This is a genomic window from Amycolatopsis marina (assembly GCF_900111885.1).
GTDB classification, from domain to species: domain Bacteria; phylum Actinomycetota; class Actinomycetes; order Mycobacteriales; family Pseudonocardiaceae; genus Amycolatopsis; species Amycolatopsis marina.
Genome location: NZ_FOKG01000004.1, coordinates 1 through 23,653, shown reverse-complemented (window position 1 = coordinate 23,653; position 23,653 = coordinate 1). Strand labels below are relative to the sequence as shown.

Sequence of the window (23,653 nt, the reverse complement as noted above, 5' to 3'; positions counted from 1 at the left end):
TCCGTACCGTGTCGGACAAGGGCCTTTCGCTGCTTCTCTCAGGCCGGAGTGACAACCAGCGGAAGCTTGGCCACGCCGAACAAACCACCGGCATCGTGGTAGGTGGGACCATCGCCGCTGGGGCGAATCCCCTGGTACCTGTTAAGCAGGATGTTCAGGGCGATCCGCGTCTCCAGGCGCCCGAGCGGGGCCCCGATGCAGAAGTGGATCCCGTGCCCGAATGCCAGGTGCGGGTTGGGATCGCGGTGCACATCGAACGCCTCGGGTGCGGGGATCTTGTCCTCGTCGTAGTTGGCCGAGAGCATCCAGGCGACCACCATGCCACCGGTGGGCACGTCGACGCCGCCAAGATGGGTGTCCTTGCGTACCAGCCTGTTCGTCAAGGTGATCGGCGGGCGGACGCGCAGGACCTCTTCGATGAAGCTCGGCACCAGTGTCCGGTCGGCCCGGACCTCGGCCGCAACGTCTGGATGCTCATGCAACGAGACCAGGCTGTTGCCCAGCAGCATGGTGGTGGTGATGTGTCCGGCGAACAGCAGGTCCGCCGCGAAGCTGAACAGTTCGTTGTCGGTCAGCTTCACGCCGTCCACCTCGGCGGTCGCCAACCGGGTCATCAAGTCGCCGGTCGGCTCCTCGAGCCTGCGCTTGGCGTGTGCCAGCAGGTATTCCTGCATCTCCCGCAGCTGCTCGGCCACCCAGTCGCTGATGTGGAACTCCGCCTCGCCGACCTGTGCGTCGTTCGTCGCGGTGATCGCCGCTTCCGCCCATCGGCGGAACTTCGGCTGGTCCGCGACGGGAATGCCGAGCAGTTCCGCGATCACCGTCACCGGCAGGGGATTCGAAAGGGCGTCCACGAATTCCCATTCGTCGCGGTCCGCCACGGCGTCCAGCAGCTCATTGGTCAGCTCGACGATCCGTGGCTCCAAGCTGGCCACGGTCTTGGGCGTGAAGGCCTCGCTGACGATCCGGCGCAGCTTGCGGTGCCGCGGCGGATCGGTCGCGGCCAGGCTGCCTTCCACGAAGTTCGGCACGTCGTCCGGGGCGGCCTGGCTGACATCTGAGGAGAACGTCGCCGGGTCGGCAAGGACGGCCGTGACGTCCGCATGGCGGAACAGGTGCACCGCGCCGCTGGGCTCCTGCCAGATCGGCTGGTTCCGGCGCATCTCCCGCAGCCACGCCAGCAACTGTGTGCCACCGTCGGCGGTGGTGGGCGGCTGTCCGGCAAGCAGGTTGTCGGTCATCGGATCACGCCAGCTCAAACACGACTGACGCGGTCAGCCCGTTGACGGGATGAGTGTTCAGGCAACGCCAGCCCGCCTCCTCGAACACGCTGTCCCATTCGGTAATCGTGGGCAAGTAGACTCCCATCATGTCGTGACCGAGTTCAAATCCGAGAGTGAACACCGGAATACGGTGGTCCGGGATATCTGCGGTCCTGGTTGCGTCACCGAGCAGGAACCGGCGAACGTTCGGAAACAGCTCGCGGATTCGTCGCAAGGACTTCACACATTCTTTCCGAGGCCAGAAGTCATGGCCCATCATGAAGCAGGTGAGCAGTTCGACGTCATGGAACTCCGGCTTCGGTTCCAGCGCCCGCACGTCACCGAGGCTGAACGACAGCCGGTCGACCAGCCCCGCGGTGGTGGCGTCGGCCTTCGCGACCTCGATCGCGGCCGGAGCGATGTCGATGCCAAGCCCCCGCGTACCCGGATAACGGTCGAGGATCTGCATCAACCGCTCGCCGCTGCCGCAGCCGAGGTCGGCCGCGACCGTGAAGGAGAAGTCGAGGCCGTTCATGGCGTTCCAGAACGCCGGATCGAAGCACTCGGCGTTGATGTCCCGGCAGGCGAAGCTGATCGCCGCGGCATCACGCCGATAGAAGTCGTCCCCGACGCGGTTCTCGTTGCGAATCACGTTCGGCATCTGGGTGAACAATTCCGAGCAGCCACGGCTGAGCCAGTGGAAGAAGGACTTGGTGCGGTACACCTCGTCGAACAAGGGGCCGACCAGCACTGTGTTGTCGGCACGCTCCACCACCTGCACTGAGGCCAGTGCGGTGAACATGCCTTTCGTCGATGGCGGGTGCAGGTCGTTGCGTCGTGCGAAGTCCTCGGCCGAGAGTTTGCCGTGCTCGCGAAGCTCGTCGAGCGCACCGACTTCCCACGCCGCGGCGATCGCCCACGCGGCGACCGCGGAGTTGAACATGTCCGCGGTCGCCCGTCGGGCCTGGTCGCTCACTATTTGCTGTGTCATTTTATTCTACCTCCGCAGAAGGTATTTATGTCAGGTTGCGGGACCGACCGCCCCAGTCAGGTCGATCAGGCGGGGTGCATAGTTCTGCATTCATACCTGAGGATCGTCGTTCGAACCGATGAGCGCCACGCTTTTTAGTCGATGCTGAAAGTTGTGGATAGTGGCATCGGGCAATGCGAAGAAATTGTTCACGCAGACGCTCCGTCCAATGTTCTGGCCAATTCGATGGGGTTCGGGCACTGGTACATGACCCAGGCGTCCACGCGATGTCCGTGATCACGCAGGGCACGCGCGATACGCACGGCGAGCAGCGAGTTGCCGCCGAGGGTGAAGAAGTCGTCGGAGGGGGACACTTCGCTGCGGAATACCGCGCGCCACACGCGGAGTACGGTGTCGAGCGCGCTCGCGTCCGGGTCCGTTTCCAGGACGACCGGCTCCACCGCGCTGGGTGCGGGCAACTGGCTGATATCGAGCTTTCCGTTCTCCGTCAACGGAAGCGCGCTCAGCGCGGTCACCGAGCTCGGTACCATGTAGTCGGGAAGATGTCTGCTGATTCGCTGGCGTATGCCGTCCGCGGCACCCTCGTGCAGTACGACATAGGCGTCCAGCCGCGCTGTGGCTGAGTCGTCCGGGTCCTCCTGCGTATGTACGACAGCCGCGGTGACCACCGCGCTGTCGGCCAGCAGGACCGCACGGATCTCGTCCGGCTCGACCCGATGACCGCGCAGTTGGATCTGATTGTCCAGTCTGCCGAGGTGTTCCAGCTGACCGTCCGGGCGCATCCGTCCCTTGTCGCCGCTCAGATACAGCCGTTCGCCTTGCTCCGTCACGAACCTGGCTGCCGTGAGCTCTTCTCGGCCGAGGTAGCGCAGGGCCAAACCGTCGCCACCGACCGCGATCTCGCCCACCTCGCCAGGGGGCAGCAGGCGGCGATGCTCGTCGACAACGTGAACCGACCAGCCGGGAATCGGCCTGCCGACCGACTTCGACGCGGTCAACGCGTCCGCGCGGGTCACGGTGTGCCAGGTGACGTGCACGGTGGTCTCGGTGATGCCGAACATGTTGACCAGCCGGCATTCTGTTTCCGGGTACCGATCGAACCACCCGGTGAGCATTCGGGGATGCAGCGGCTCGCCGCCGAAGATCACCAGCCGTACCGTCAGCCCGGCCCGGTCGACGTCGAGCAATTGCGTGAACGCGGACGGGGTCTGGTTCAGCACGGTCACCCTGTTGGCGACAAGTAGAGCATGGAAGTCCTCAGGAGAGCGACTGGTCCATCTCGGCACGACGACGAGGCGGCCACCAGTGGTCAGGCAGCCCCAGATCTCCCAGACCGAGAAGTCGAAAGCGACCGAGTGGAACCACGTCCAGGTGTCTTCGGGGCCGAATCCCAGTTCGGTCTTCGTGGCCGAAAGGAGCCGTGCCACGTTGCGATGCGGAATGACGACGCCCTTGGGCTTACCGGTCGATCCGGATGTGTAGATCACGTACGCGGGGTCGTCGGGAGTCACGCCGGCTTCCGGTGGCTCTGGCGACTCGTCCATGGCGAGCGCGGTCAGTTCGGCGAGGGACACGGTCCGTACGGCCTCGAAGCTCTGCTCGGTCACGATGACGGCGAGTCCGGCGTCCTCAGCCAGCAGCCGCAGCCGCTCGGCCGGATAGGCTGGATCCATCGGTACATACGTTGCCCCGGCGGAGAGGATCGCGAGCAGCACGACCACGAGGTCAGCCGACCGGTTCAGGCACACACCAACGCGCTCGCCTCGCCGGACACCGAGAGCGTGCAGCGAGTGCGCCGTCCGGGTCGCCCGGTCCACGAGTTGGCCGTAGGTGATCACGGTCTCCCCGTCGATCAACGCGGTCGCGTCCGGCCGGTTCAGCATCACCTTGCGCACCAGCTCGTGTACGCAGTCAGCAGTGGAGGTGTCGGTTCGCGGGCTGTGTCCCAGCGCGCGGACCCGCCGGTACTCCGCGTGGTCGAGCCGCTCGATGCGGGTCAGCGTCTGGTGCTGCGGTCCGTCGAGCAGGACATGGCCGATCCGGTACACGTTGTCGGCGAACTCGGCGGAATGCTCGTCCCGCCAGTAATCCAGGACGAGCATGTCGTCTCCGTGGCTCGACGCGTGGACGGACAGCGGGTGCCGGAGATCGGGTGCGGGCCGGTAGTCGACGAGACCAGGGTGGGGTGCTCGCCCGCAGACAGCGAGTCCGATATGGACTTTCGAGGCCAGCTCACCTGGCGGTTCGGAAAGTTGATCCCGCACGGAACCACGGCACTCGGCCGCGGTAGCGGTCACGTCGACCACGCACAGTTTCGGTTCGTGGTCGTCCTCGGACACCTCGACGACGACCTCGCTCAGGCGTGCCTCCCACGCGTACGCCAGGCCGATCACCACCACGAGGTCCGGTACGGCAAGACGATGGGCGAGCTGCCACGGCAGGAACAACCGGCCGCCGTTCGCTCGCTCGCTCGCCGGCGACGACGGTGCCGGGTGGACCAGCGCTCGCTCGCCGGCGTTACCGGTGAGGACCATACGGGCGATCGCGTCGAGCCCGCTCCGGTCCACCGCGGACCGATCCGCGGTTATCACCAGGTCGTGCAGGTTGTCCTCGTATTCCAGGAGGACGAACCGCAATATGGAGCTCAGATTCCGGCGAGATTCCCGGTCCCGGAGTGAGGCTGCGGACGACCCGGTCGACGGCCCGGCGACTGGTTCGCGCCAGAGCCGGTGTACCCGGCCACCGAGCAGATCGGCGCCTTCGCGGAGACGGCGCTGATAGGTGTCAAGGTCAGCGGCACCTACCCCCCGGTACACCGCGACATGACAGCTGACCTCCTGCGACATGGAGCCCCCTTGTTCAAACGACGCTCAGCGGGCGCTGAACGCACCGTCCACTGTGACCACCGATCCTGTCGCGTGCCGTGACTCGTCCGATGCCAGCCACACCGCGGCCATGGCGACGTCTGGCGCCTCGACCAGAGTGTTGGTTGGCTGCTGCCGGATGAACTCGTTCTCGTGGTCGGCTACTTCGAGCGCGCGCGCGATCTCGGCCAGCATGCGCCCCTCCAACTCTGCGGAATCGCGTACCGAGCCGGGACACAGTGCGTTGACCCGCATTCCGTGCGGGGCGTAGTCGAGGGCAGAGGCCTTGCTCAGGCCGATGATGCCGTGTTTCGCCGCCACATAGGCCGCGAAGTTGCGGTAGCCGACGGTGCCCGCGGTGGAAGCGATGTTGATGATGCTGCCGGACCTGCGTTTCATCATCGGCTCGGCGACCGCCGCCGTCATCCGCCATGCGCCGTTGAGATCTACGTCGATCATCAGCTGCCACTCGTCCTCGGTGATCCGGTGCACGATCTTCCCGGCAGGTGCGGCGATTCCCGCATTGTTGACCAGCACGTCGATGCGGTCGAAGCGGTCCACCGCGTCCGCGGCCACGGCACGTACGGATGTCATGTCCCGCACGTCAGCCACGGTTGTGAGCACGGCGACGTCCTGCTCACGGCACAGCCGCGCGGTGTGGTCCAGCTGGCTGCGTGAGCCCATCGGATACGGCACCCCGTCGACATCCGAGGCGATGTCGGTCAGTACGAGGTCGGCGCCCTCCTGGGCAAACGCGACGGCACAGGCCCGGCCGATGCCCCGGGCGGCACCGGTGACGAGTGCGACCTTGCCGTTCAGTCGACCGGTCATTTCCCGGTTTCCGTCGAGTGCAGCACTTCGCCGACCGTGTCCAGGACGGCCGCAGGCGAGTCGGTCAGGTACATGTGCCCGCCGGGAACCTCGACCAGGCGGAACCCGGCGGTGGTGACGTCCCGCCACTCACTGGCGTTGACGCTGGGCACGACGTCGTCCGCGGTCCCCCGCATGGAGACCACCGGGATGGACAGTGGCTGCCGGTGACCCGGTTGGTAGTTCTCGTGCATGAGCACGTCTGCCCGGAGGGTAGGCAGGAAGAGTTCGCGCAGTTCGGGGTCGTCCAGCGCGGGATGCCGGTAGCCGGCGATGGCCTGGACGGCCGCGACGAATCCGTCGTCGTCACGGCCGGATATCCGGGTGCCACGCAACGTTTTCGGTCCAGGGGACCCGCTCACCACCAGAACCGCGTCGAGCCCGGGGGAGAGGTCGAGCATGGCGCGCACGGCCTCGTAAGCGACGATGGCACCGAAGCTGTGCCCGAAGACGGCGACCTTGCGGACGTCCGTAACGGCTTTGACCAGGTCCGGTGCCAAATCGCGAGCCAGGGTGCCGACATCGGGCGGTACCGGATCGGCGTACCGCTTCTCCCGCCCAGGCAGGTCCACCGGTAGTACGCGCAGGGCGTCGGACACCTGCCATGTGCGATAGAAAGTAGCCCCGGCACCGGCCGGTGGAAAACACAGGACAGCGGCAGTGGGCAAGACACTCTCCCCCATATACAGGAATTGACCGGTCGAACTTATCAACGAATTGACCACGAGTCGGGGAGTGCGGTAGATGTTTCATTTCTCCCTGAAACAAATTGCCTGCCGGCGGGGCGGGCTGGTAGATCAAAGCAGGATATGGTCGCCAACCGGCCAGAATGGGAGCATCGTCGTGCCGGAACTCATGGTTGACGGTTACCCGCTGCACTATGACGACAACGGGGCCGGGGCGCCGGTGGTGCTGGTAGCCGGGACCGGAAGCCGGGGCCGCGTGTGGCACCTGCACCAGGTGCCCGCACTGGTGTCGGCCGGCTACCGGGTGATCACGTTCGACAACCGGGCTGGTGGACCGGGCGGATTTTTCGGTCTCTCCTCGCTGGTGTCCGACACGGTCGCCCTGATCGAGAGGTTGGGGCTGGCACCGTGCCGTCTCGTCGGGTTCTCGCTTGGCGCCCGCATCGTGCAGGAACTTCTGCTGAGCCGCCCCGACCTGGTGGTGCGGGCCGTGTTGCTGGCCACCAGGGGACGGGTAGACAGGTGGACGAGGGCGATGGTGACCGCGGAGCAGACTGGCAGGACCACTACGCCGGAGTTCGATGCCGTAGTGCGCGCCATGCAGAATCTCTCGCCGAGAACACTGCGGGACGAGCGGGCGGCGAGGGACTGGCTGGAGCTGTTCGAGCTGACGGCCGACGTCGCGCCACCAGGACTGCACGAGCAGGTGGCGCTGGAGGAGCTACTGGCGGACCGGCTGCCCGCGTATGCCGCGATCGGTGTGCCGTGCCTGGTGGTGGGATTCGGTGACGACGTGGTGACCCCGCCGAATCTCACCCGGGAAGTGGCGGCGGCGATTCGTAACGCGGAATATCACGAAGTGCCCGACTGTGGTCACTTCGGGTATTTGGAACGCCCGGAAGAAGTGAACAAGCTGGTCGTGGATTATCTCGGAGTTTCGACGCACGATTAAAAGCATTGCCGCTCGACGATGCGCCGCGAAGAATTGGAATTGTCAGGTGATTTGCGGCGGGGTGATGGACGGAGCGGTATGGTTGATAGATGTGTGTTGACGGCTGGCGAGCGCGCCGAGGTCGCAGAGCTGGTGAACGGGGTGCTGGGCCGCTGCGACTCGTGGGATCCGCTGGCGTTCGTCGACGATTCGGTCCCGCTGGCGCAGGAACTGCCGGCCCGTTTGCGGCGTTTCCTCGTCGAGGCTCGGGTGAACGAAGTGGACGTCACCGTGGTGTCCAACCTGCCGGTCGACGAGGATCTCGCCCCGACCCCCATCGGCTGGGACGCGGCGGCGAAGACCGGAGCCGGCTCCCGGGAGGAGTTGGTGCTGCTGCTGTGCGGGTCGATCCTCGGCGAGCCCTTCGGTTGGTGCAATCAGCAGGACGGCCGATTGGTGCACGACGTCGTCCCCGTCCCGGGCATGGAGCAGTCACTGACGAGTGCGAGCAGCTCCGCAGGCCTCTCCCTGCACACGGAGGACGTGTTTCACGCCTGCCGAGGCGACTACGTATCGCTGTACTGCCTGCGTAATCCGGACGCGATAGGCACGACGTTCGTGCGCGGCGCCTCGCTGCCGTTCAGCCCGGACATGCGCGAGCTGTTGTCGAAGGAGGTGTTCACGTTCTACCCCGACGACTCCCATGTGGGCATGACCCTCAATGCCCTGGACGGCGACAACAGCGCCACCCCGGTGCGCCCTTCGACGACCGGAACCGTCCTTTTCGGACCAAAGGAACGCCCCTACTTCCGTTTCGACATCGACTTCATGGAAGCGGAAGGCGATGCGGCCGAGGCGATGCGCGAGGTGCAACGGCAGATGGCCTCGCGCGTCGAGCGAGTGGTGCTCTCTCCGGGAGACGCGGTTTTCATCGACAACTACCGCGTGGTGCACGGCAGGGAGCCCTTTACCGCCCGCTTCGACGGCACGGACCGGTGGCTCAAGCGGGTGAATCTGATCAGGGATGTCCGGCGCATCTACACGATGAGCGCAAGCCGGTCCCGCATAATCCTTGGCTGACCGCACCGTTGCATACCGCGCCGCTGACGGCGAGCCGCGAACCGGTCACCGGAAGCTGTCGGCGGCCCGGCCAAGCGGCTCGCCGAGGATCGCGATGATCCTGGTCTTCGTCGGGCTCCGAGCCCGGCAAATGTGCTCGATTCCGCTGTGCCTCTCCCCGTCCACCGCTCCGACCAGCGAAAATGTGACACTGTCCCGGAATGTGAGCACCGTGACCGCGACCTGTCGCGTTCCGATATCCTTCAGGGTGGATCGAGAGGCGCTGCAACGGACTTCAGAGGTTCGCCACGCTCGATCCGAGTTCTACCACGGCTGTAAGGGCGCCTCCCAGATGTGACTCTTGGGAGGTACCGCATGGACAGCGATCGTCACCAGACTCTGCGGGAACTGCTTGACCGGCGGATCGGCGTGGTCGATGGAGCCTGGGGCACGATGCTCCAGGGGGCGGGACTCACGTCCGAGGACTACCGCGGCGACCGGTTCGCGAACCACACCCACGACGTCACCGGCGACCCCGACCTGCTGAACCTCACGCGCCCGGACGTCATCCTCGATGTCCACCGCCAGTACCTCGAGGCAGGCGCGGACATCACGACGACCAACACGTTCACCGCGACCTCGATCGGCCAATCCGACTACGGGCTGCAGAGCCTCGTGCGCGAGATGAACGTGGAGGGCGCGCGGCTGGCCCGACAGGCAGCCGACGAGATCGGCGGCAGGTACGTCGCCGGCTCGATAGGCCCGCTGAACGTGACGTTGTCGCTGTCGCCGAAGGTGGAGGACCCCGCTTACCGCGCGGTGTCGTTCGACCAGGTCCGGGACGCCTACGCCGAGCAGATCAGCGCGCTGGCCGAAGGGGGCGTCGACCTGCTGCTGGTCGAGACGATCTTCGACACGCTGAACGCGAAGGCCGCCATCGCCGCGGCCCGCGACGTGGCGCCCGACCTGCCGCTGTGGATCTCGGTGACCATCGTCGACCTGTCCGGCCGGACGCTGTCCGGGCAGACGGTCGAGGCGTTCTGGCGTTCGATCGCGCACGCCGAGCCGATGGTCGTCGGCGTGAACTGTTCCCTCGGCGCCGAGGAGATGCGCCCCCACGTCGCCGAACTGGCGCGCCAGGCCGACACCTACATCGCCTGTTACCCCAACGCAGGGTTGCCCAACGCGTTCGGCGGCTACGACCAGACGCCCGAGGAGACCGGCGCGCTACTCGGCGACTTCGCCGACGCGAACATGGTCAATATCGTCGGCGGCTGCTGTGGCACCACTCCGGCGCACATCGCGAGGATCGCCGAGGCGGTGCGGGGCCTGTCGCCGCGCCCGGTGCCCGCGCCGGAGCAGGCGACTCGCTTCTCCGGACTGGAGCCGTTCGAGATCGGCGCCGACACCGGGTTCGTCATGATCGGTGAGCGGACCAACGTGACCGGCTCGGCGAAGTTCCGCAGGCTCATCGAGGCCGGCGACCATCAGGCCGCGCTCGACGTCGCGCTGGAGCAGGTGCGCGGCGGCGCAAACCTGCTGGACGTCAACATGGACGCCGACCTGCTCGACAGCGAACAGGCGATGACCACGTTCCTGAACCTGGTCGCGACCGAGCCCGAGGTCGCCCGCATCCCGATCATGATCGACAGTTCCAAGTGGACGGTCCTCAGGGCCGGGCTGAAGTGCGTGCAGGGCAAAGGGGTGGTCAACTCGATCAGCCTGAAGGAGGGTGAGGACCAGTTCCTCGCCCAGGCGCGCACTGTCCGCGACTACGGTGCGGGTGTCGTCGTGATGGCCTTCGACGAGCAGGGCCAGGCCGACACGGCCGAGCGCAAGGTGGAGATCTGCGCCCGCGCCTATGACCTGCTGACCCAGCAGATCGGCTTCCCCGCAGAGGACATCATCTTCGACCCGAACGTACTCGCGGTCGCCACCGGCATGTCCGAGCACAACGGGTACGCGAAGGCGTTCATCGACGCACTACCGCGGATCAAGGAACGCTGCCCCGGCGTGCACATCTCCGGCGGCATCTCGAACCTGTCGTTCTCCTTCCGCGGCAACAATGTGGTGCGCGAGGCGATCCACTCGGCGTTCCTGTTCCACGCGGTGCGTGCCGGCCTGGACATGGGCATCGTCAACGCCGGTCAGCTCGCGGTTTACGAGGACATCCCGAAGGACCTGCTCGAACTGGTCGAGGACGTGCTGTTCGACCGGCGGGAGGACGCGACCGACCGGCTGGTCTCGTTCGCGGAGAACGTGAAGGGCTCCGGCACGAAGCGGATCGTCGACCTGACCTGGCGCGAGGGGACGGTTCAGGAGCGGCTCTCCCACGCGCTGGTGCACGGGATCGTGGACTTCGTCGAGGACGACACCGAGGAGGCCCGCCTTCAGTACCCGCAGCCGCTCGAGGTCATCGAGGGCCCGCTGATGGACGGTATGAAGATCGTCGGCGACCTGTTCGGCGCGGGCAAGATGTTCCTGCCGCAGGTGGTGAAGAGCGCGCGGGTGATGAAGCGCTCGGTCGCCTACCTGGAGCCGTTCATGGAGGCGGCGAAGGAGGCCGCGCGGGCGGCCGGCAACGCGGCTTCCGTGCGCGAGCAGGGAAAGGTCGTGCTGGCGACGGTCAAGGGCGACGTGCACGACATCGGCAAGAACATCGTCGGCGTGGTGCTCGGCTGCAACAACTACAAGGTGATCGACCTCGGCGTGATGGTGCCGGCGTCGGTCGTCCTGGACACGGCGGTAGCCGAGGGTGCGGACGTCGTCGGACTTTCCGGGCTGATCACGCCGTCGCTCGACGAAATGGTGACGGTCGCGACCGAGATGCAGCGGCGCGGGCTGAAGCTGCCGCTACTGATCGGGGGCGCGACGACCTCCCGCCAGCACACGGCCGTGCGGATCGCGCCCGCCTACGACAACACCACGGTGCACGTGCTCGACGCGTCGCGGGTCGTCGGGGTGGTGTCGAACCTGCTGGACAGCGACCGAGCCGCGGAGCTGGCGGTGTCCAACCGGGCCGAGCAGGCGGAGCTTCGCGAGGCGCACGAGCGCAAGCAGCGCCGCCCGCTGCTGACCGTCGAGCAGGCGCGGGCGAATCGCGAGCAGGTGTCCTTCTCGGACCTTCCGACCCCGGAGTTCACCGGGCTGCGCACGGTCACGCCGTCGCTGTCGCGGCTGCGCGGGATGATCGACTGGCAGTTCCTGTTCCTGGCGTGGCAGCTGCGCGGCAAGTATCCGGCGATCCTCGACCAGCCGGTGGCCCGCGAGCTGTTCGACGACGCGAACACGATGCTCGACGAGATCGTGGCCAACGAGAGTTTCGCGGCCCACGGCGTGTTCGGCTTCTGGCCGGCGCACAGCGAGGGCGACGACATCGTGCTGGAGGACGGCACCCGATTCGCCATGCTGCGCCAGCAGACGCAGAAGCCGACGGGCAGGCCGAACCGCTGCCTCGCGGACTACGTCGCGCCGGAGGGCGACCATCTCGGCGGCTTCGCGGTGGCGATCCACGGCGCCGAGGAACTGGCCGCCGGCTACGAGGCGCAGAACGACGACTACCGCTCGATCATGGTGAAGGCGCTGGCCGACCGGCTGGCGGAGGCGTTCGCGGAGTACATCCACCTGGAGGCGCGGCGGGCGTGGTTCGAGCCGGACGCGCAGCCGGACCTCGCGGACCTGCACGCGGAGCGGTTCCGTGGCATCCGGCCTGCGCTCGGCTACCCGGCGAGCCCGGACCACAGCGAGAAGGAGCTGCTGTTCGACCTGCTGCGGGCCAAGGAGCTCGATCTCGAACTGACCGAGTCCTTTGCGATGACCCCGGCGGCGAGCGTCAGCGGCCTGATCTTCGCCCACCCGAAGTCCCGGTACTTCACCGTCGGCCGGGTGAATCGCGACCAGATCGAGGACTACTCGGCCCGACGCGGCCTCGGCCTGTCCGAGGTGGAGCGTTGGCTGCGGCCGAACCTGGCCTACGACCCGGAGTAGTGCGCCGACCAGGTGACCGTGCCCGGCGGGCGCCGATCACGCGCATCAGGGTTTACGCGCCCGCAGGGAGTAGAGCAGTGGGATGCGCGGCTCGTTCGGCGGCAGGCGCCACCAGCCGCACTCGTCGCGCACCATGCGGTCCCATCGGGGCCAGGGCAGTAGGTCAGTTTCACGAAGGTGCTCGATTCGCAGGCCGGCTTCGACGAGTGCCGTAATGACCTCGCCGAGGCCGTGCATCCATTCGTACGCACACGTCGCGGTATCGAGTGCCGGGCCGTCCGTGTAGGTCGACGTGGCTGTGTGCTCGATGGCTCCGCGTCCGCCAAGATAGTCGTGGCGCAGCAGGAGTTCGGGGCCCTCGCCGGGTGCGGGTTTGGGTGCGAGTGACTGGAGTACCGGGTGGAACTCCACTACGTAGATCAGTCCGCCGGTCCGGAGCAAGTCTGCGATGACTGACGCCCAGCGCGAGAGGTCCGGTAGGTAGCAGAGGGCGCCTTTGCCCGTGTAGACGATGTCGAAACGGTGTTCACCCAGGGCATTGACCGAGTCGTAGACGTTGGCGTGCACGTAGTCGATGTCGACACCTTCGCGCTGCGCGATCCGTCGTGCCTGAGTGATGGATTCGCCGGAGAAGTCGAGTCCCGTTGTCCGTGCTCCTCGTCGGGCGAAGGCGATGGTTTCGGTTCCGAGGTGGCATTGCAGGTGTATGAGGTCCCGGTCACGTAGTTCGCCGAGATCGTCCCACTCGAACGGGCCGAACCAGCTTTCCGGCGACCGGCGCCCGTCCAACCCGTAGAAGCGGCTGGCTACGTGTATCGGTGTCCGAGCATCCCAGTTGGCCTGGTTCACCTGCATCTGCTTCTCGGTTGCGCTGTCGAAGTCCACCCGAGCTCCTTCTGTCGCCACCGTAGCGGTAACTGCGACGGTCAGTGTATGTGAGTGCCCTGTCGCTTTACGACCTTCAATCGTGGAAGCCGCAGGTAGGAGGTGGTTTGCGGGGGTGCCACTTGGCCTCATTCAAGATCGAGACGAGTGCAAGGCAGTGCGCAGCAAACCGCATTCATAAAAATTTTCAAACCCGACCAAAAATTATCCTATAAAAATGACACATCAATAAGTCGATCTTGCATTGTTTGCATTCATTTCGCTAATCTTCCTGAGTCATTCGACGAACGGAAAGGAAGGAGGTGAGCGCATTGTCCACCAGTAGTGGCGTACTTATTCAGGACCCAGCCACCGGGCGTGCCTACCGGGTGCCCGCTGAGCGGCTGGAGGAGTTCGCGGTGGAGGGCGAGGTCCAGCCGAGCTCTGGCGTCACGACTCTTGTTCTCCCTGGCGACGACGTCATCGAGGAGCTTCCCACCATGCGGCGAGCCATGCTGCAGACCGGTAGCTGACCGAAGCACCGCGACGGACCTCGGGGCGATGCACCGTCGTCCCGAGGCTCGTCGGCGCCACTGCCGAACCCGCCCTTCCCGCCGACTTCCGACAGTCGAGCGGCCAGCTTCGGAGTTCATTCGTATGACGGCACTTTCCGCGCAACCACTCGCGTCCCGCACCCTTCCCGTGCACACAAATCCCCACCTCATCGTGGTGCAACGACGTCTTTACGACCCGCACTACCAGGCGTCTGGACGGTGGATCATCGTGGATCCGACCACGCGACGGGCGTTCGTGGCGGTCGGCGGTCGGCGACACACCGGGACCGCCGACACGGACGGCGTGTCGAACATCGGCGGTGGCGGCAGTACTTGGCCAACTTGGATGCAGGGGCGCCGGCACCAGGACGTCGTCTCCGACGTGCTGCGCGTCCTGGCTGCCGCCAGTGACGGCCCGGTAGCCACCGCTGAACTGCTGGCCGCCGCGAACGTCGAGGACCACGGCCACCTCGACCGGCTCCTCGCAGCTGGCCTCCTCCGCACCGGGACGGTGGAGCGTGCTCCCACCAGCTACCTGGAGCGCTACCACCGGGCGGTGTTCGACTACCCGTTCCACGACTACTACGACAAGGAGTGGCACGCCAAAGACGTCGCCACCATGGCGGAGTATCAGTCGGCGTGGGCCCCACCGCCACCGCTGACGGAGCGGGCAGGTGAGCCGATCGCGCTGCCGGAGGTCAGCCCGCACGACGCGGTTTCCCACCCCCCGGGTGGGGACCTCACGCCGCGCACGCTGGCCGCCGTGCTCCACCTGGCCCTGGCTCCGACGGGCTGGCGGACCGCTCCGGTCGTTGGCCCGCTGGCCCACCGGACCAGCCCGTCCGGCGGTGGACGTCATCCCACTGAGGTGGTGGTGCTGCTCTCCCGAGCGCTCGGCCATGTGCCTCCCGGCGCGTACCACTACGACAGCGGGCGACACGCGCTGACCCCGGCACCTGCCTACGCCGACCAGCTGAACACCATCGCCGGGCCGTGCGGCCTGCTGGTGATCTCGCACGTCGAGCGGGCGATGTGGCGGTACCGCGAGATCCGGTCCTTCCGCCCGATCTCGATCGACGCCGGCCACGTCGTGGAGACCCTGGCCCTGTTACTCGGACAACTCGGCCACGAGGTCACCGTCGGCCCCCCGCTGTGCGCCGAGCCCGTCGACCACGACGCCGTCACCGAGCCCGCCCTGGCGCTGCTCGTCGTGTCCGGTCACGCCACCTCCACGCCGCCGGCGCCGGCGCCGGCCGACGACGGCGCGTTCTGCACCAACCCGACCCTCCACCTCACATTCGACCGGGGTGGCCTCACGGCACATGTGGGCTGGCCGGAGCGGACCAGCACTCGCGTTTCCCTGTCGGAGCTGCAGGTGCTGGGCCACTGCCTGCCCTCCCGCCACGGTGACCGGGACACCTCGCCTACAGGTGTCCGCGCGGCCGTGCCGGAGGTGCCGCCCGAACGGCTGGAGCACCTGCGCACACGGCAAACGCTGCTGCCCCGTGAGGTGGGCCACCGGCTCGACCGCGGGGTCGGGCTTTGGGCGAAGTACGGCTGGTACCTGTCTCTGCTCGCTCACCTCGACATCCGGGCCGGCCACCGCCAGTCGGGGCGGGAGTTGGCCAGCCAGTCCCGACCTGTCCGGCTGACCGGGCTGGCTCCCGAGCGGCTGGTGGACAGCCTGCTCGCCCGCCGTACCTGTCGCGCGTTCTCCTCTGTCCCGGTCGCCAGGGAGGACGTCGAGTCCGTGCTCGGCGAGACAACCAGGGGTGCGGCCGAGGAGCTCATCCCCCTCGGCGCCGCCCTGCGGGTCGTCGTGGCACCGCTGGCCGTGGCGGGCCTGCCCACCGGCGCCGTCCACGAGTGGAATGTCGAGCGGGGGACGCTGGACCCGCTGGACATCACCGTCGGCCGGGACGTAGCCAGGGCCCTGACCATAGGGCAGGAGCCGATGTCGACAGCGGCGGTGGTGACCTGGTTCATGGCCCGGGTACCGCTCGACCGACCGGCAGGCTACGAGCTCACCCTGCTGAGCCTCGGCCGGCTGGGGCAGCGGATGTGCATCCTGGCGACCGATCGTGGCCTTGGGGTGTTCATGACGCCCGCCGTGTGCGACGCCGCGACGTTCGCCAAGCTGCGGATCCCCGACGGGGAGCGAACTCTGACCTACGCGCTTGGAATGGGGAACCGCCGTGGCGACCGTTGACTTCACCGGCACGCCCCCCGGCTTCGTGGTCGACGGCGTCGTGCTCGCACAGCTCGCTGCGGGAGAACCGCGGGTCGTCGCGTGGGACGGACAGCGGGACTGGCTCGCGTTTGTTCCTGCCGAGCTCGCCGCACGCGCGCAGGATGCCGGACCGCTGCGGGACGAGTCGCTCCGGGAGGTGGTGAACCGTGCCCGCACCCGGTGACGACTCGCTGCCCCACCGGCTCACAATCCGCATGTTGGGCGCTCACGTGCTGGTGCGCTGCCAGTTCGCCGACTGCCGCGACGGGATCGCCGAGTACTTCTCGTCCGCCGTTGAGGAACAACCCTGGCGGACGCCCGATGTCGTCGTGGACTGCACCTGGCGGACCGCCGACCGCTACCTGTTCCGGGCCCGCCCTGACGACCATCCCGACCCGGTGCTGGCCGGCGTCTGGGTGCACGCGTACCAGCAGCTGGCGGGCACGGAATGGCCGAGCAGGGACGCGCCCCTGCCACCGATGTCCGTGCCCCCTTTCCGCGACCGGTTCGTCGGACTGCACGCCGGCACGGTCCGCACCCCGGAGGGCGCGGGACTGTGCGTCGTCGGGGACAAGGGCGCCGGTAAGACCACGACCACTGTGGACCTGGTGAACGACCACGGTTGCGCGTTGCTCACCGACGAAGCGACCTTCGTGCACCGGCGGACCCGCATCGCCGAACCGTTCCCCCGTGCGGTGGGGGTGGCCGACCGTTACGACCGTGGCCGGCCGGTGAAGCGCCACCGCCCCGCCGACCAGGTGTGCCGTGCGGTGGCCGAGCAGCCGGTCCTGCTCTCCCGGCTGGTCTTCCTCCTGCCCGCGCCGGACATTGCCGGGGTGCGTGTCGAGGCCGTCTCGCCGTCCGACGCCTTCTGCCTGATGCTGCCGCACCAGTTCGCCGTGGGCGTCTCGGCCCACGAGGGGTTGGTGACGCTGCTGGAGCTGGCGCGTTCGGTGGACGCCGTCGTCGTGCGCTACTCCGGGTACGAGGCGTTGCGGACCGTGGCGGGGACGCTGGTCGGAATGGGTGCCGGGACCGGTTTGGCCATGCCGGCGGAGGTGACCGCTCATGGTTGAGGCCGTGTCCTGGTCGCTCGAACCGCTCACGCCGGATCGCGACATCCACCTGCGTGCGGAGATCGTGCCCGCACTCGACGAGCCGCGCCGCCGTGAACTCTGGTGGTGGGTGCGCCAGCGACACGTCCGCGACTATCCGGCGGTCAAGCCGGAGCCGGCGAGGGACTGGCCGCTGATCGCGTCCTTCCCCCTGGTCGACTACGTCCGCTCCCGGTCGGTCACCGACCAGAACGCCGACTGGCTCCTGGCCTGGTACCTCTACGTCCAGGTGCGCCCGCTGGAAGAGCGCGAGCGCGCGGTCCTGTCCTTCCCGTCGTCGCGGGTTCTCGCGGTCCACGGGTTGGTTCCGCTGCCGGCCTGGTCCGGCGAAACGGCGCTCGGCCGGGCGCTGCCGGAGCTTGGTGAACCATGAGCGACGCCGGCCCGCTCGCGGCGGCACCGCCACCGGTCGTTCCGCTGTCCACACGGCACCGGCTCGAGGCGGCCCTCTGGTTGTTCCGGTCGAGCTCGTTCATGCTCGCGGTACTGGCGGTGCCGCCCTGGCTGATCGCCGCGACGCCGCCCGGGACACCGCATCTGCTCGCACTTGTGGTCGCGGTCGCCGCGTTCGGTGGGTTCGTTCAGGTCGTCAACGACCTGCTCGACCGAACCGACGACGCTGTCACAGCGGCCTACCTGCCACTGCCGGCCCGGCTGGTCAGTGTGCGGCAGGCAGGAGCGGTCGCCGCGGTCGCCGGTGCGGTCGCCCTCATCGGTGTCGCCCTGGCCAGCACATCGCCGCTCCGGTTCGTCGGCGGGACCGGCGCGCTACTGGCCGTGACCGGCATGTTGGTGGCCTACTCGCGGCTGAAGAAGCGCCCGGTGCTCGGCCCGGTCACCCATGCGGCGATGACCACGGTGCTGTCGGCGGGCTGTTGGCTGTGCGCCGGTGCCGGCCGACCCCACCTCGCCGCGGCGGTGCTCGCGACCACCTTCCTGTTCGGAATGGCAGGCAACCTGAACTCGGGGCTCCGCGACGTGGACCAGGGTGGCGCGACCGAGCGGACGGTCGCGGTGCTGTGTGGGCCCGGCCCCACCCTGCTCCTCGTCGCCGCGGTGGACCTCCTGTGCCTCGTCCTCGTCGTGGTCCTCGCCGTGGCACTGAATAGTCCTTTGTGGATTGTTCTGCCGCTGGTCGCCGGTGCCGTCGGGTGGCGCGTGGTCGCGCTGACCCGCGTGCTGCCCCTGGCGACCCGGCACGGCCAGGACCGCGCCGAGCGGTTGACGAGCCTGAAGAACGCGTCGCTGTCCAGGATCGCCACCCAGCTCGCCCTGTACGCGGTGCTGTCGGTCCCTCTCGCGGTCGCCGTCGCGGCCGCGATCTGGCCGCTGTCCCGCCTTGACTCCGTTTACGCGCGCCGGATCGTGCGAGGCGAACTGGCCCGCACGGCGACCGCGTCGCCAACCGCACCGATGATCCGAACCGGGGAGAGCCGATGACGAGCGTTTCCGAGCCCGACCCCGCGGCCGCCACCTCCGCCGCCCCCAAGAAGGCGAGCAGCCTGTGGGCGGTGGCCACTGCCGAGCTGCGTGCCCGCGCCGATACGTGGCAGACCGACCCGGAGCGGTGGTCACAGCTCCCGGCCGAACTCGTCGCAACCGGCCCGATCCCGGGGGACGGCGCGGCCGAGTTGCGCCGGGTGGCCGCCGACCTCGTCCGGTGGAACCGGCTACCGCCACTGGACCCCCGCGAACGCAGCGCCTGGGTCCCGGTCGATCCCCCCGTCCCGGTCCGGTCCGGTCCGGCCTCGCCCATCCGGTCGCTCAAGCTCAAAGGCATCGGTCTCGGCACCACCGGAGGCCCCACCCAGCCGGCCGCCGAGCCGTACAACGACGCCCTCCGCCACGCCCACGTCGGCATCACCGACGACGGCGACTTCTGCCTCCGCTACTCGGAGCGCGCCCCGCTCGGCGGGATGTTCCTGGACCGCGCCCGGATGGAGTACGACAACGCCGCGCTCCTCCAGCGGGCCGGCTGCCCGAGCACGGTTCCGGTCGCCCTGTTCCGATACGAGTCGTTGGAGTGCCCCTGGCAGCCGGGCCGGCCGCTCGGCGTCGTCGTCTCCGGAGGGCCCACCGAAGAGCCGCTGCGGGCGTGCGGGCTGATGGTCGCCGACCCCGGCGATCCGACGATCTACGGAAGGGCGTGCGCGGAGATACTCCGGCTCTGGGGCCCCGACCGGGGTAGCGCCCTCCGTGCGGTGGCGTTCGAGGTCGGCCGCACCCTGCGCCAGTTCCACGAAGCCGGACTGTTCCGCCACAACGGCTACCCGACCAACTACCTGTTGGACCCGAGGACCCGGCGCATCTGCCTGCTGGACCTCGACTCCTCACTGCCGCTGGCCGAGTTCCCGGAGCCGCGCCGGGCCATGGAGATCCTTCGCGATGTCGCGGGTGCCGTGTTCAGCCTCGGGCTGATCTTCTTCGAGCCCTCGATCGCCGAGCGGTTCCCACCCGACGAGCTGGCCGCGACCGGACACTTCCAGCGGCTGCTCGACGGCTACTTCGGTGCCGCCGCCCTGCCGCCGGCGATACTGGACGCGTTCCTCGACCACGTGTTCGGCCGGTACGAGCAGCTCTATAGGCGGCGGCAGGAGATCCGCGACGCCCCCGACGGCGACGCCGTGCTGCGCGGGCTGTGGCCCGACAGGTGCTTCTGCTACCCCACGGTCGTCGCCGCCCTCGGAACGGCATACACCGAGTCCGCGCTGCACCGGAGGTTCCCGCTGCGGTTCCCGCCGGCGGAGCTCACCGCGCGTGCCCGGTCGTTCGTACGGCATGGGGCGCCGGCGGAATGGTGAGTGCCGCCACCGGGCCGTGGCGTGGCCGTTGGGGTCTGCTGACCGTGCTGGCGGCCTGCCAGTTCGTGCTCGTGCTGGACATGACCTTGGTCAACCTCGCGTTGGCACCGATCGCTACCGAACTCGGTGCCGCGCGGGGGGCGCTGACCGGGGTGGTGAACGCGTACACCGTGGCGTTCGGGGGACTGCTCCTGCTCGGCGGGCGGTGGGGCGATGTCTTCGGGCTCGCCCGAACCTGCCTCGCGGGGCTGGTGGTGTTCGGAATCTGTCGTCGGTCGGCTCCGGCCGACGGCTCCCACGACGCGACGGTTCGACCTCAAAGGAGGGCATGAACGTGACGACAGCCCAACGCCATCCCGGACCGCCTCCCGCCCACCCACCCGGTGCGGCGTCGATCGCCGGGAGCACGGTGCACCACATGTTCTCGAGCGGCCTGCGGGAGGACTACCGGGTCACCGTGGTGCCCCCGCGACAGTGGAGGCCCGCGACACCCGTGCTGTACGTGCTCGACGCGCACGCCTTTCTCGAGACGGCCGTCGGTGCGGCCCGGCTGCTAGGCAGCTTCGGCACCCTGCCGGACTGTCCCCAGGTCTGCGTGGTGGGAGTGGGACCCGCTACCGATGACTTCGGCGCCGCCATGCGGATCCGCGGCCGCGATCTGACCCCCACGGTGTGGCGGCAACCCAATCCCCGGAGACAGGGGTCGACCGAGTCCGGTGGGGCGGCGCGGTTCCTCGACTTCCTCACCGGCGACGTCATTCCGTGGGTGGAGGCCGAATACCCCGTCGATCCCATGCGGCGCACGCTGTTCGGTGCCTCGCTCGGTGGCCTGTTCGGCCTCTACACCCTGTTCCACCGGCCTCGTGCCTTCGCCGGTTACGTCCTGTCCAGCCCGGCGACGTGGTGGGACGACGGGTTGGTGCTGCGCTACGAACGGGCGTGGGCCGAACGGCACGACGACCTTCCCGCCCGCGTCTTCGTCGGGGTGGGCGAACTGGAGGAGGATCCGGAGCGCTACTGGCCACCGAGTATGGCCACCGCCGAGGAGTTGAGGCGGGCCCACATCGTCAGCACGGTCGAGACGTTGGCCGGCCGGTTGGCAGCGCGCGGCTACCCCGGGTTGCGGCTGCGCCAGCTGACCCTGGCGGGCCACCACCACCTGACTGCCGTCCCGGACGCGCTCATGCGTGGGCTGTTCTGGGTCTTTGTCGGTTCCGTACCGGCGGGAACCTGCCGGCCGATCCCCGGCACCGTGGAGTGATTTCCGTGGCTGACTCCTACTTCACCGACACCTCGGCGTTCCGCAGGGTGCACCGGGAGCGGTTCGTCGCCTTCGGCGGTCCCCGTGCGGTGCTGCTGCAGGGAGCACATCCGCTCGTCATGGCGGGTCTGGTCGGTCATTCCGACGATCTGGACAAGTTCCGGGCCCGGCTCATCCGGACGGCACGGATCATGGAAGTGATCGGCTTCGGATCGCGGAGGCGTGCCGATGAACTGCTGCGCACCATTCACGGAATGCACGCGAAGGTCCGCGGCAACCTGGACCGGGACGCCGGGCGCTTTCCCGAAGGGACCCGGTACGGCGCGCTGGCCCCCGAGCTCCAGCTGTGGGTGCTCTTCACCATGGCGGACTCGGCGATGCTGGCGCACACGTTGTTCGTGCGCCCGCTCGAACCGGCCGAGCAGCAGGCGTTCTGGGACGACTGGAAGCGGATCGGACTCCTGTTCGGTCTGCGTCGAACGGACCTGCCGGATACGATCGCCGACTTCCACGACTACCGGCGCGACATGCTCGACGGCGACCGGCTCCACGTCACCGATGCCGCGCGGCGCTGGATACCCCCGGCGGTCCTGGAGTTCCCGGCCCCGATGGTGTACAGACCGCTGTTGGCGGTGCACCGGTTCACCGCGGTCAGCCTGCTCCCGCCACGCATCCGCGCGGAGTACGGCCTCGATCGGATGCCCCGCCCGATCCGTTCAACTCTGCTGACCGTGCTGAGCCGCACGATCCGGTCGGTGCGCCCCGTTTTGCCGGAAACCATCCGGATCGCTCCGGACGCGCGGGGCGCGGTGGACGAGTCCGTCGAGCCCGGACGATCCGACGGGAACGAGAGCATGGCCGACCGGTTCACCAAGTCACTCGGCGCCTGACCCAGGGCCGGCTGCCGTTACGGCGCTCAGGAAACGGGGCGGCGATACCGAACCACCGGTATAGCCATCCCACCCACTCGGTGCGAGCCCCGGCCGCCAGTCGACTCGCTGTCGTCCAGCCACCGGTGGCGCTCGTAGAAGGCCCGCGAACGCACGTTGGCCGTGGCGACCCACAGGATGGCCTCGACGCATTCGCGGATTTCCAGGTGCCGGAGAGCGGCGCGGTGCAACTGCCCACCGGCGCCGTCACCCCACCGGCTCGGGTCGACGTAGAGGGCCACGACGGCGCCGACCCGAGGCGGCTCGGGCAGACCCGCCGGGGCGCGGACCAGGCAGTAGCCCACAACGCCCGGTCGGCCGTCGGTCCCCTCGGCGGCGAGGACGAGATCGGCCGGGTCCGGCTGGCGCAGCCGTTCGCGCCAGCGCTCGGCCCGCTGTCGCGGGTCCATCGCGGCGAGGTATCCCTCGTCCATGATGCCGCGGTAGGCTCGGCGCCACGCTCGCACGTTGACCTGGGCCAGCGCCTCGGCGTCGGCCTCCCGCGCGGGACGGATCATCCACCGCGTCGATCCCTCGTCCTCGGTCCGCAGGCGCACTCGTTCCACCCGTCAGTCGGTCTCCTCGGCCGTGTGCTGCAGTTGCGCCGGAAAGCTTGCTCGGAGAGTACGTCCAGACGCTGTTTGAGGAGAAGCCCGCCGACTCACCCGGCCGGGGTCAGGTTCAGGATCACCCCTGCATCTCGGACACCAGCAGTTGCGTCCGCCGATCGGCCATGCCGCTCTTACGAGCGGATGGCCTATGTGGTTGAGCCAATCTGTCCGACGTCGCACGGAACGAGAATCCCCACGGGGAGGACGAGATCATCGAGCGCTTATCCCGTGCTAGAGTCCGATCCCCCGGCTGGCCGTACGCGAACATCGGTGCGTCGCACCGTCAAGAGCACAGAACAACGCGCCCATTGTCGGCAAGTTCCTGGTGTAAACGCAGTACGCCCAACGGCTGTAGTAGCGCAAACGAGCGCGATGCGGTCTTCGGACGGGGAGCGGTATGGCGCATCGGGCCGAGTGCACGCTCGGTAGTGTTGGGGTGACTGCTGACAATATGCGCGCCACGGCGGCGTATCGGATGTTGACGAGGCGCGTGTTGTGCCGCTTCGCACTGTGGGGGTGAAATCGTGAGCATGCCAGGGGGTTTCGGCGCGCTCAGTGGTGATCCGGATGAGGCGATGGCCCGTGTCGACAGCTGGGCGCGGGGGTTCGCTGAGAAGGCGCAGCGGTACCAGGTGGCG

Annotated in this window: 20 protein-coding genes; 13 read left to right on the top strand and 7 right to left on the bottom strand. The window is 68.1% G+C overall.

Annotated elements, in window-relative coordinates:
• Positions 1–38 precede the first annotated feature (38 nt).
• The 5 genes from BM199_RS08100 to BM199_RS08080 all read right to left on the bottom strand — a co-directional run bounded on the left by BM199_RS08100 (position 39) and on the right by BM199_RS08080 (position 6,655).
• A complete protein-coding gene (locus tag BM199_RS08100) occupies positions 39–1,241 on the bottom strand; it encodes a cytochrome P450 (protein WP_091671689.1) in 1,203 nt (400 codons plus the stop codon).
• 4 nt (positions 1,242–1,245) lie between these two features.
• Positions 1,246–2,253, bottom strand: a complete 1,008-nt coding sequence (locus tag BM199_RS08095; RefSeq protein WP_091671688.1) for a class I SAM-dependent methyltransferase — start codon at positions 2,251–2,253, stop codon at positions 1,246–1,248.
• A 188-nt stretch (positions 2,254–2,441) separates the two neighbouring features.
• Positions 2,442–5,099: an amino acid adenylation domain-containing protein gene (locus tag BM199_RS08090; RefSeq protein ID WP_091671686.1), complete on the bottom strand. Its 2,658-nt coding sequence runs from the start codon at positions 5,097–5,099 to the stop codon at positions 2,442–2,444.
• A gap of 24 nt (positions 5,100–5,123) precedes the next feature.
• On the bottom strand, positions 5,124–5,948 hold the full coding sequence (locus BM199_RS08085) for an SDR family oxidoreductase (protein WP_091671684.1): 825 nt from the start codon (positions 5,946–5,948) through the stop codon (positions 5,124–5,126).
• On the bottom strand, positions 5,945–6,655 hold the full coding sequence (locus tag BM199_RS08080) for a thioesterase II family protein (RefSeq protein ID WP_218160310.1): 711 nt from the start codon (positions 6,653–6,655) through the stop codon (positions 5,945–5,947). The genes BM199_RS08085 and BM199_RS08080 overlap by 4 nt, the downstream gene beginning before the upstream one ends.
• A gap of 175 nt (positions 6,656–6,830) precedes the next feature.
• Here BM199_RS08080 and BM199_RS08075 point away from each other — a divergent pair, with 175 nt between their 5' ends.
• The 3 genes from BM199_RS08075 to metH all read left to right on the top strand — a co-directional run bounded on the left by BM199_RS08075 (position 6,831) and on the right by metH (position 12,650).
• Positions 6,831–7,625 carry an alpha/beta fold hydrolase gene (locus BM199_RS08075; RefSeq protein ID WP_091671680.1) on the top strand — a complete coding sequence of 265 codons (795 nt, stop codon included), beginning with the start codon at positions 6,831–6,833 and terminating at the stop codon, positions 7,623–7,625.
• An 18-nt stretch (positions 7,626–7,643) separates the two neighbouring features.
• A complete protein-coding gene (locus BM199_RS08070) occupies positions 7,644–8,684 on the top strand; it encodes a TauD/TfdA family dioxygenase (RefSeq protein ID WP_218160309.1) in 1,041 nt (346 codons plus the stop codon).
• Positions 8,685–9,038: 354 nt separating this feature from the next.
• Positions 9,039–12,650, top strand: coding sequence for a methionine synthase (metH, locus tag BM199_RS08065; protein ID WP_091671677.1), 3,612 nt, complete (start codon positions 9,039–9,041; stop codon positions 12,648–12,650).
• A 45-nt stretch (positions 12,651–12,695) separates the two neighbouring features.
• On the opposite strand, the gene BM199_RS08060 is transcribed toward metH, so the two are convergent.
• The gene (locus tag BM199_RS08060) at positions 12,696–13,535 is read right to left on the bottom strand and encodes a class I SAM-dependent methyltransferase (protein ID WP_218160308.1); all 840 of its coding nucleotides are present in this window, start codon (positions 13,533–13,535) and stop codon (positions 12,696–12,698) included.
• Between the two features lie 302 nt (positions 13,536–13,837).
• On the opposite strand from BM199_RS08060, the gene BM199_RS08055 reads away from it, so the two are divergent.
• The 10 genes from BM199_RS08055 to BM199_RS08010 all read left to right on the top strand — a co-directional run bounded on the left by BM199_RS08055 (position 13,838) and on the right by BM199_RS08010 (position 22,365).
• On the top strand, positions 13,838–14,047 hold the full coding sequence (locus tag BM199_RS08055) for a hypothetical protein (protein WP_091671675.1): 210 nt from the start codon (positions 13,838–13,840) through the stop codon (positions 14,045–14,047).
• Positions 14,048–14,171: 124 nt separating this feature from the next.
• Positions 14,172–16,277 (top strand): nitroreductase family protein, encoded by a 2,106-nt coding sequence (locus BM199_RS08050; RefSeq protein WP_091671674.1) that lies wholly within the window; start codon positions 14,172–14,174, stop codon positions 16,275–16,277.
• On the top strand, positions 16,264–16,482 hold the full coding sequence (locus BM199_RS08045; protein WP_091671672.1) for a hypothetical protein: 219 nt from the start codon (positions 16,264–16,266) through the stop codon (positions 16,480–16,482). Before BM199_RS08050 ends, BM199_RS08045 begins: the two co-directional genes overlap by 14 nt.
• A complete protein-coding gene (locus BM199_RS08040) occupies positions 16,466–17,374 on the top strand; it encodes a hypothetical protein (RefSeq protein WP_091671670.1) in 909 nt (302 codons plus the stop codon). Before BM199_RS08045 ends, BM199_RS08040 begins: the two co-directional genes overlap by 17 nt.
• A complete protein-coding gene (locus BM199_RS08035) occupies positions 17,367–17,786 on the top strand; it encodes a hypothetical protein (RefSeq protein WP_091671668.1) in 420 nt (139 codons plus the stop codon). The genes BM199_RS08040 and BM199_RS08035 overlap by 8 nt, the downstream gene beginning before the upstream one ends.
• Positions 17,783–18,853: a UbiA family prenyltransferase gene (locus tag BM199_RS08030; RefSeq protein WP_091671666.1), complete on the top strand. Its 1,071-nt coding sequence runs from the start codon at positions 17,783–17,785 to the stop codon at positions 18,851–18,853. Before BM199_RS08035 ends, BM199_RS08030 begins: the two co-directional genes overlap by 4 nt.
• Complete coding sequence (locus BM199_RS08025) at positions 18,850–20,214, top strand: hypothetical protein (RefSeq protein WP_091671664.1); 1,365 nt, start codon at positions 18,850–18,852, stop codon at positions 20,212–20,214. Before BM199_RS08030 ends, BM199_RS08025 begins: the two co-directional genes overlap by 4 nt.
• Positions 20,211–20,546 (top strand): hypothetical protein, encoded by a 336-nt coding sequence (locus BM199_RS33790; protein WP_091671663.1) that lies wholly within the window; start codon positions 20,211–20,213, stop codon positions 20,544–20,546. Before BM199_RS08025 ends, BM199_RS33790 begins: the two co-directional genes overlap by 4 nt.
• Positions 20,543–21,475 carry an alpha/beta hydrolase gene (locus BM199_RS08015; protein ID WP_091671661.1) on the top strand — a complete coding sequence of 311 codons (933 nt, stop codon included), beginning with the start codon at positions 20,543–20,545 and terminating at the stop codon, positions 21,473–21,475. Before BM199_RS33790 ends, BM199_RS08015 begins: the two co-directional genes overlap by 4 nt.
• 5 nt (positions 21,476–21,480) lie before the next feature.
• Entirely contained in the window at positions 21,481–22,365 is an 885-nt protein-coding gene (locus BM199_RS08010) for an oxygenase MpaB family protein (protein WP_177242517.1), read from the top strand.
• 26 nt (positions 22,366–22,391) lie between these two features.
• Here BM199_RS08010 and BM199_RS08005 read toward each other — a convergent pair whose 3' ends face one another.
• Positions 22,392–22,970: a GNAT family N-acetyltransferase gene (locus BM199_RS08005; RefSeq protein WP_091671658.1), complete on the bottom strand. Its 579-nt coding sequence runs from the start codon at positions 22,968–22,970 to the stop codon at positions 22,392–22,394.
• Positions 22,971–23,653: the final 683 nt, after the last annotated feature.

Bases quoted from the DNA above. Each gene is read 5' to 3' on its own strand.
- BM199_RS08100 (WP_091671689.1), bottom strand. From the start codon at position 1,241: ATGACCGACAACCTGCTTGCCGGACAGCCGCCCACCACCGCCGACGGT.
- BM199_RS08095 (WP_091671688.1), bottom strand. From the start codon at position 2,253: ATGACACAGCAAATAGTGAGCGACCAGGCCCGACGGGCGACCGCGGAC.
- BM199_RS08090 (WP_091671686.1), bottom strand. From the start codon at position 5,099: ATGTCGCAGGAGGTCAGCTGTCATGTCGCGGTGTACCGGGGGGTAGGT.
- BM199_RS08085 (WP_091671684.1), bottom strand. From the start codon at position 5,948: ATGACCGGTCGACTGAACGGCAAGGTCGCACTCGTCACCGGTGCCGCC.
- BM199_RS08070 (WP_218160309.1), top strand. From the start codon at position 7,644: ATGCGCCGCGAAGAATTGGAATTGTCAGGTGATTTGCGGCGGGGTGAT.
- metH (WP_091671677.1), top strand. From the start codon at position 9,039: ATGGACAGCGATCGTCACCAGACTCTGCGGGAACTGCTTGACCGGCGG.
- BM199_RS08050 (WP_091671674.1), top strand. From the start codon at position 14,172: ATGACGGCACTTTCCGCGCAACCACTCGCGTCCCGCACCCTTCCCGTG.
- BM199_RS08035 (WP_091671668.1), top strand. From the start codon at position 17,367: ATGGTTGAGGCCGTGTCCTGGTCGCTCGAACCGCTCACGCCGGATCGC.
- BM199_RS08030 (WP_091671666.1), top strand. From the start codon at position 17,783: ATGAGCGACGCCGGCCCGCTCGCGGCGGCACCGCCACCGGTCGTTCCG.
- BM199_RS08025 (WP_091671664.1), top strand. From the start codon at position 18,850: ATGACGAGCGTTTCCGAGCCCGACCCCGCGGCCGCCACCTCCGCCGCC.
- BM199_RS08015 (WP_091671661.1), top strand. From the start codon at position 20,543: ATGAACGTGACGACAGCCCAACGCCATCCCGGACCGCCTCCCGCCCAC.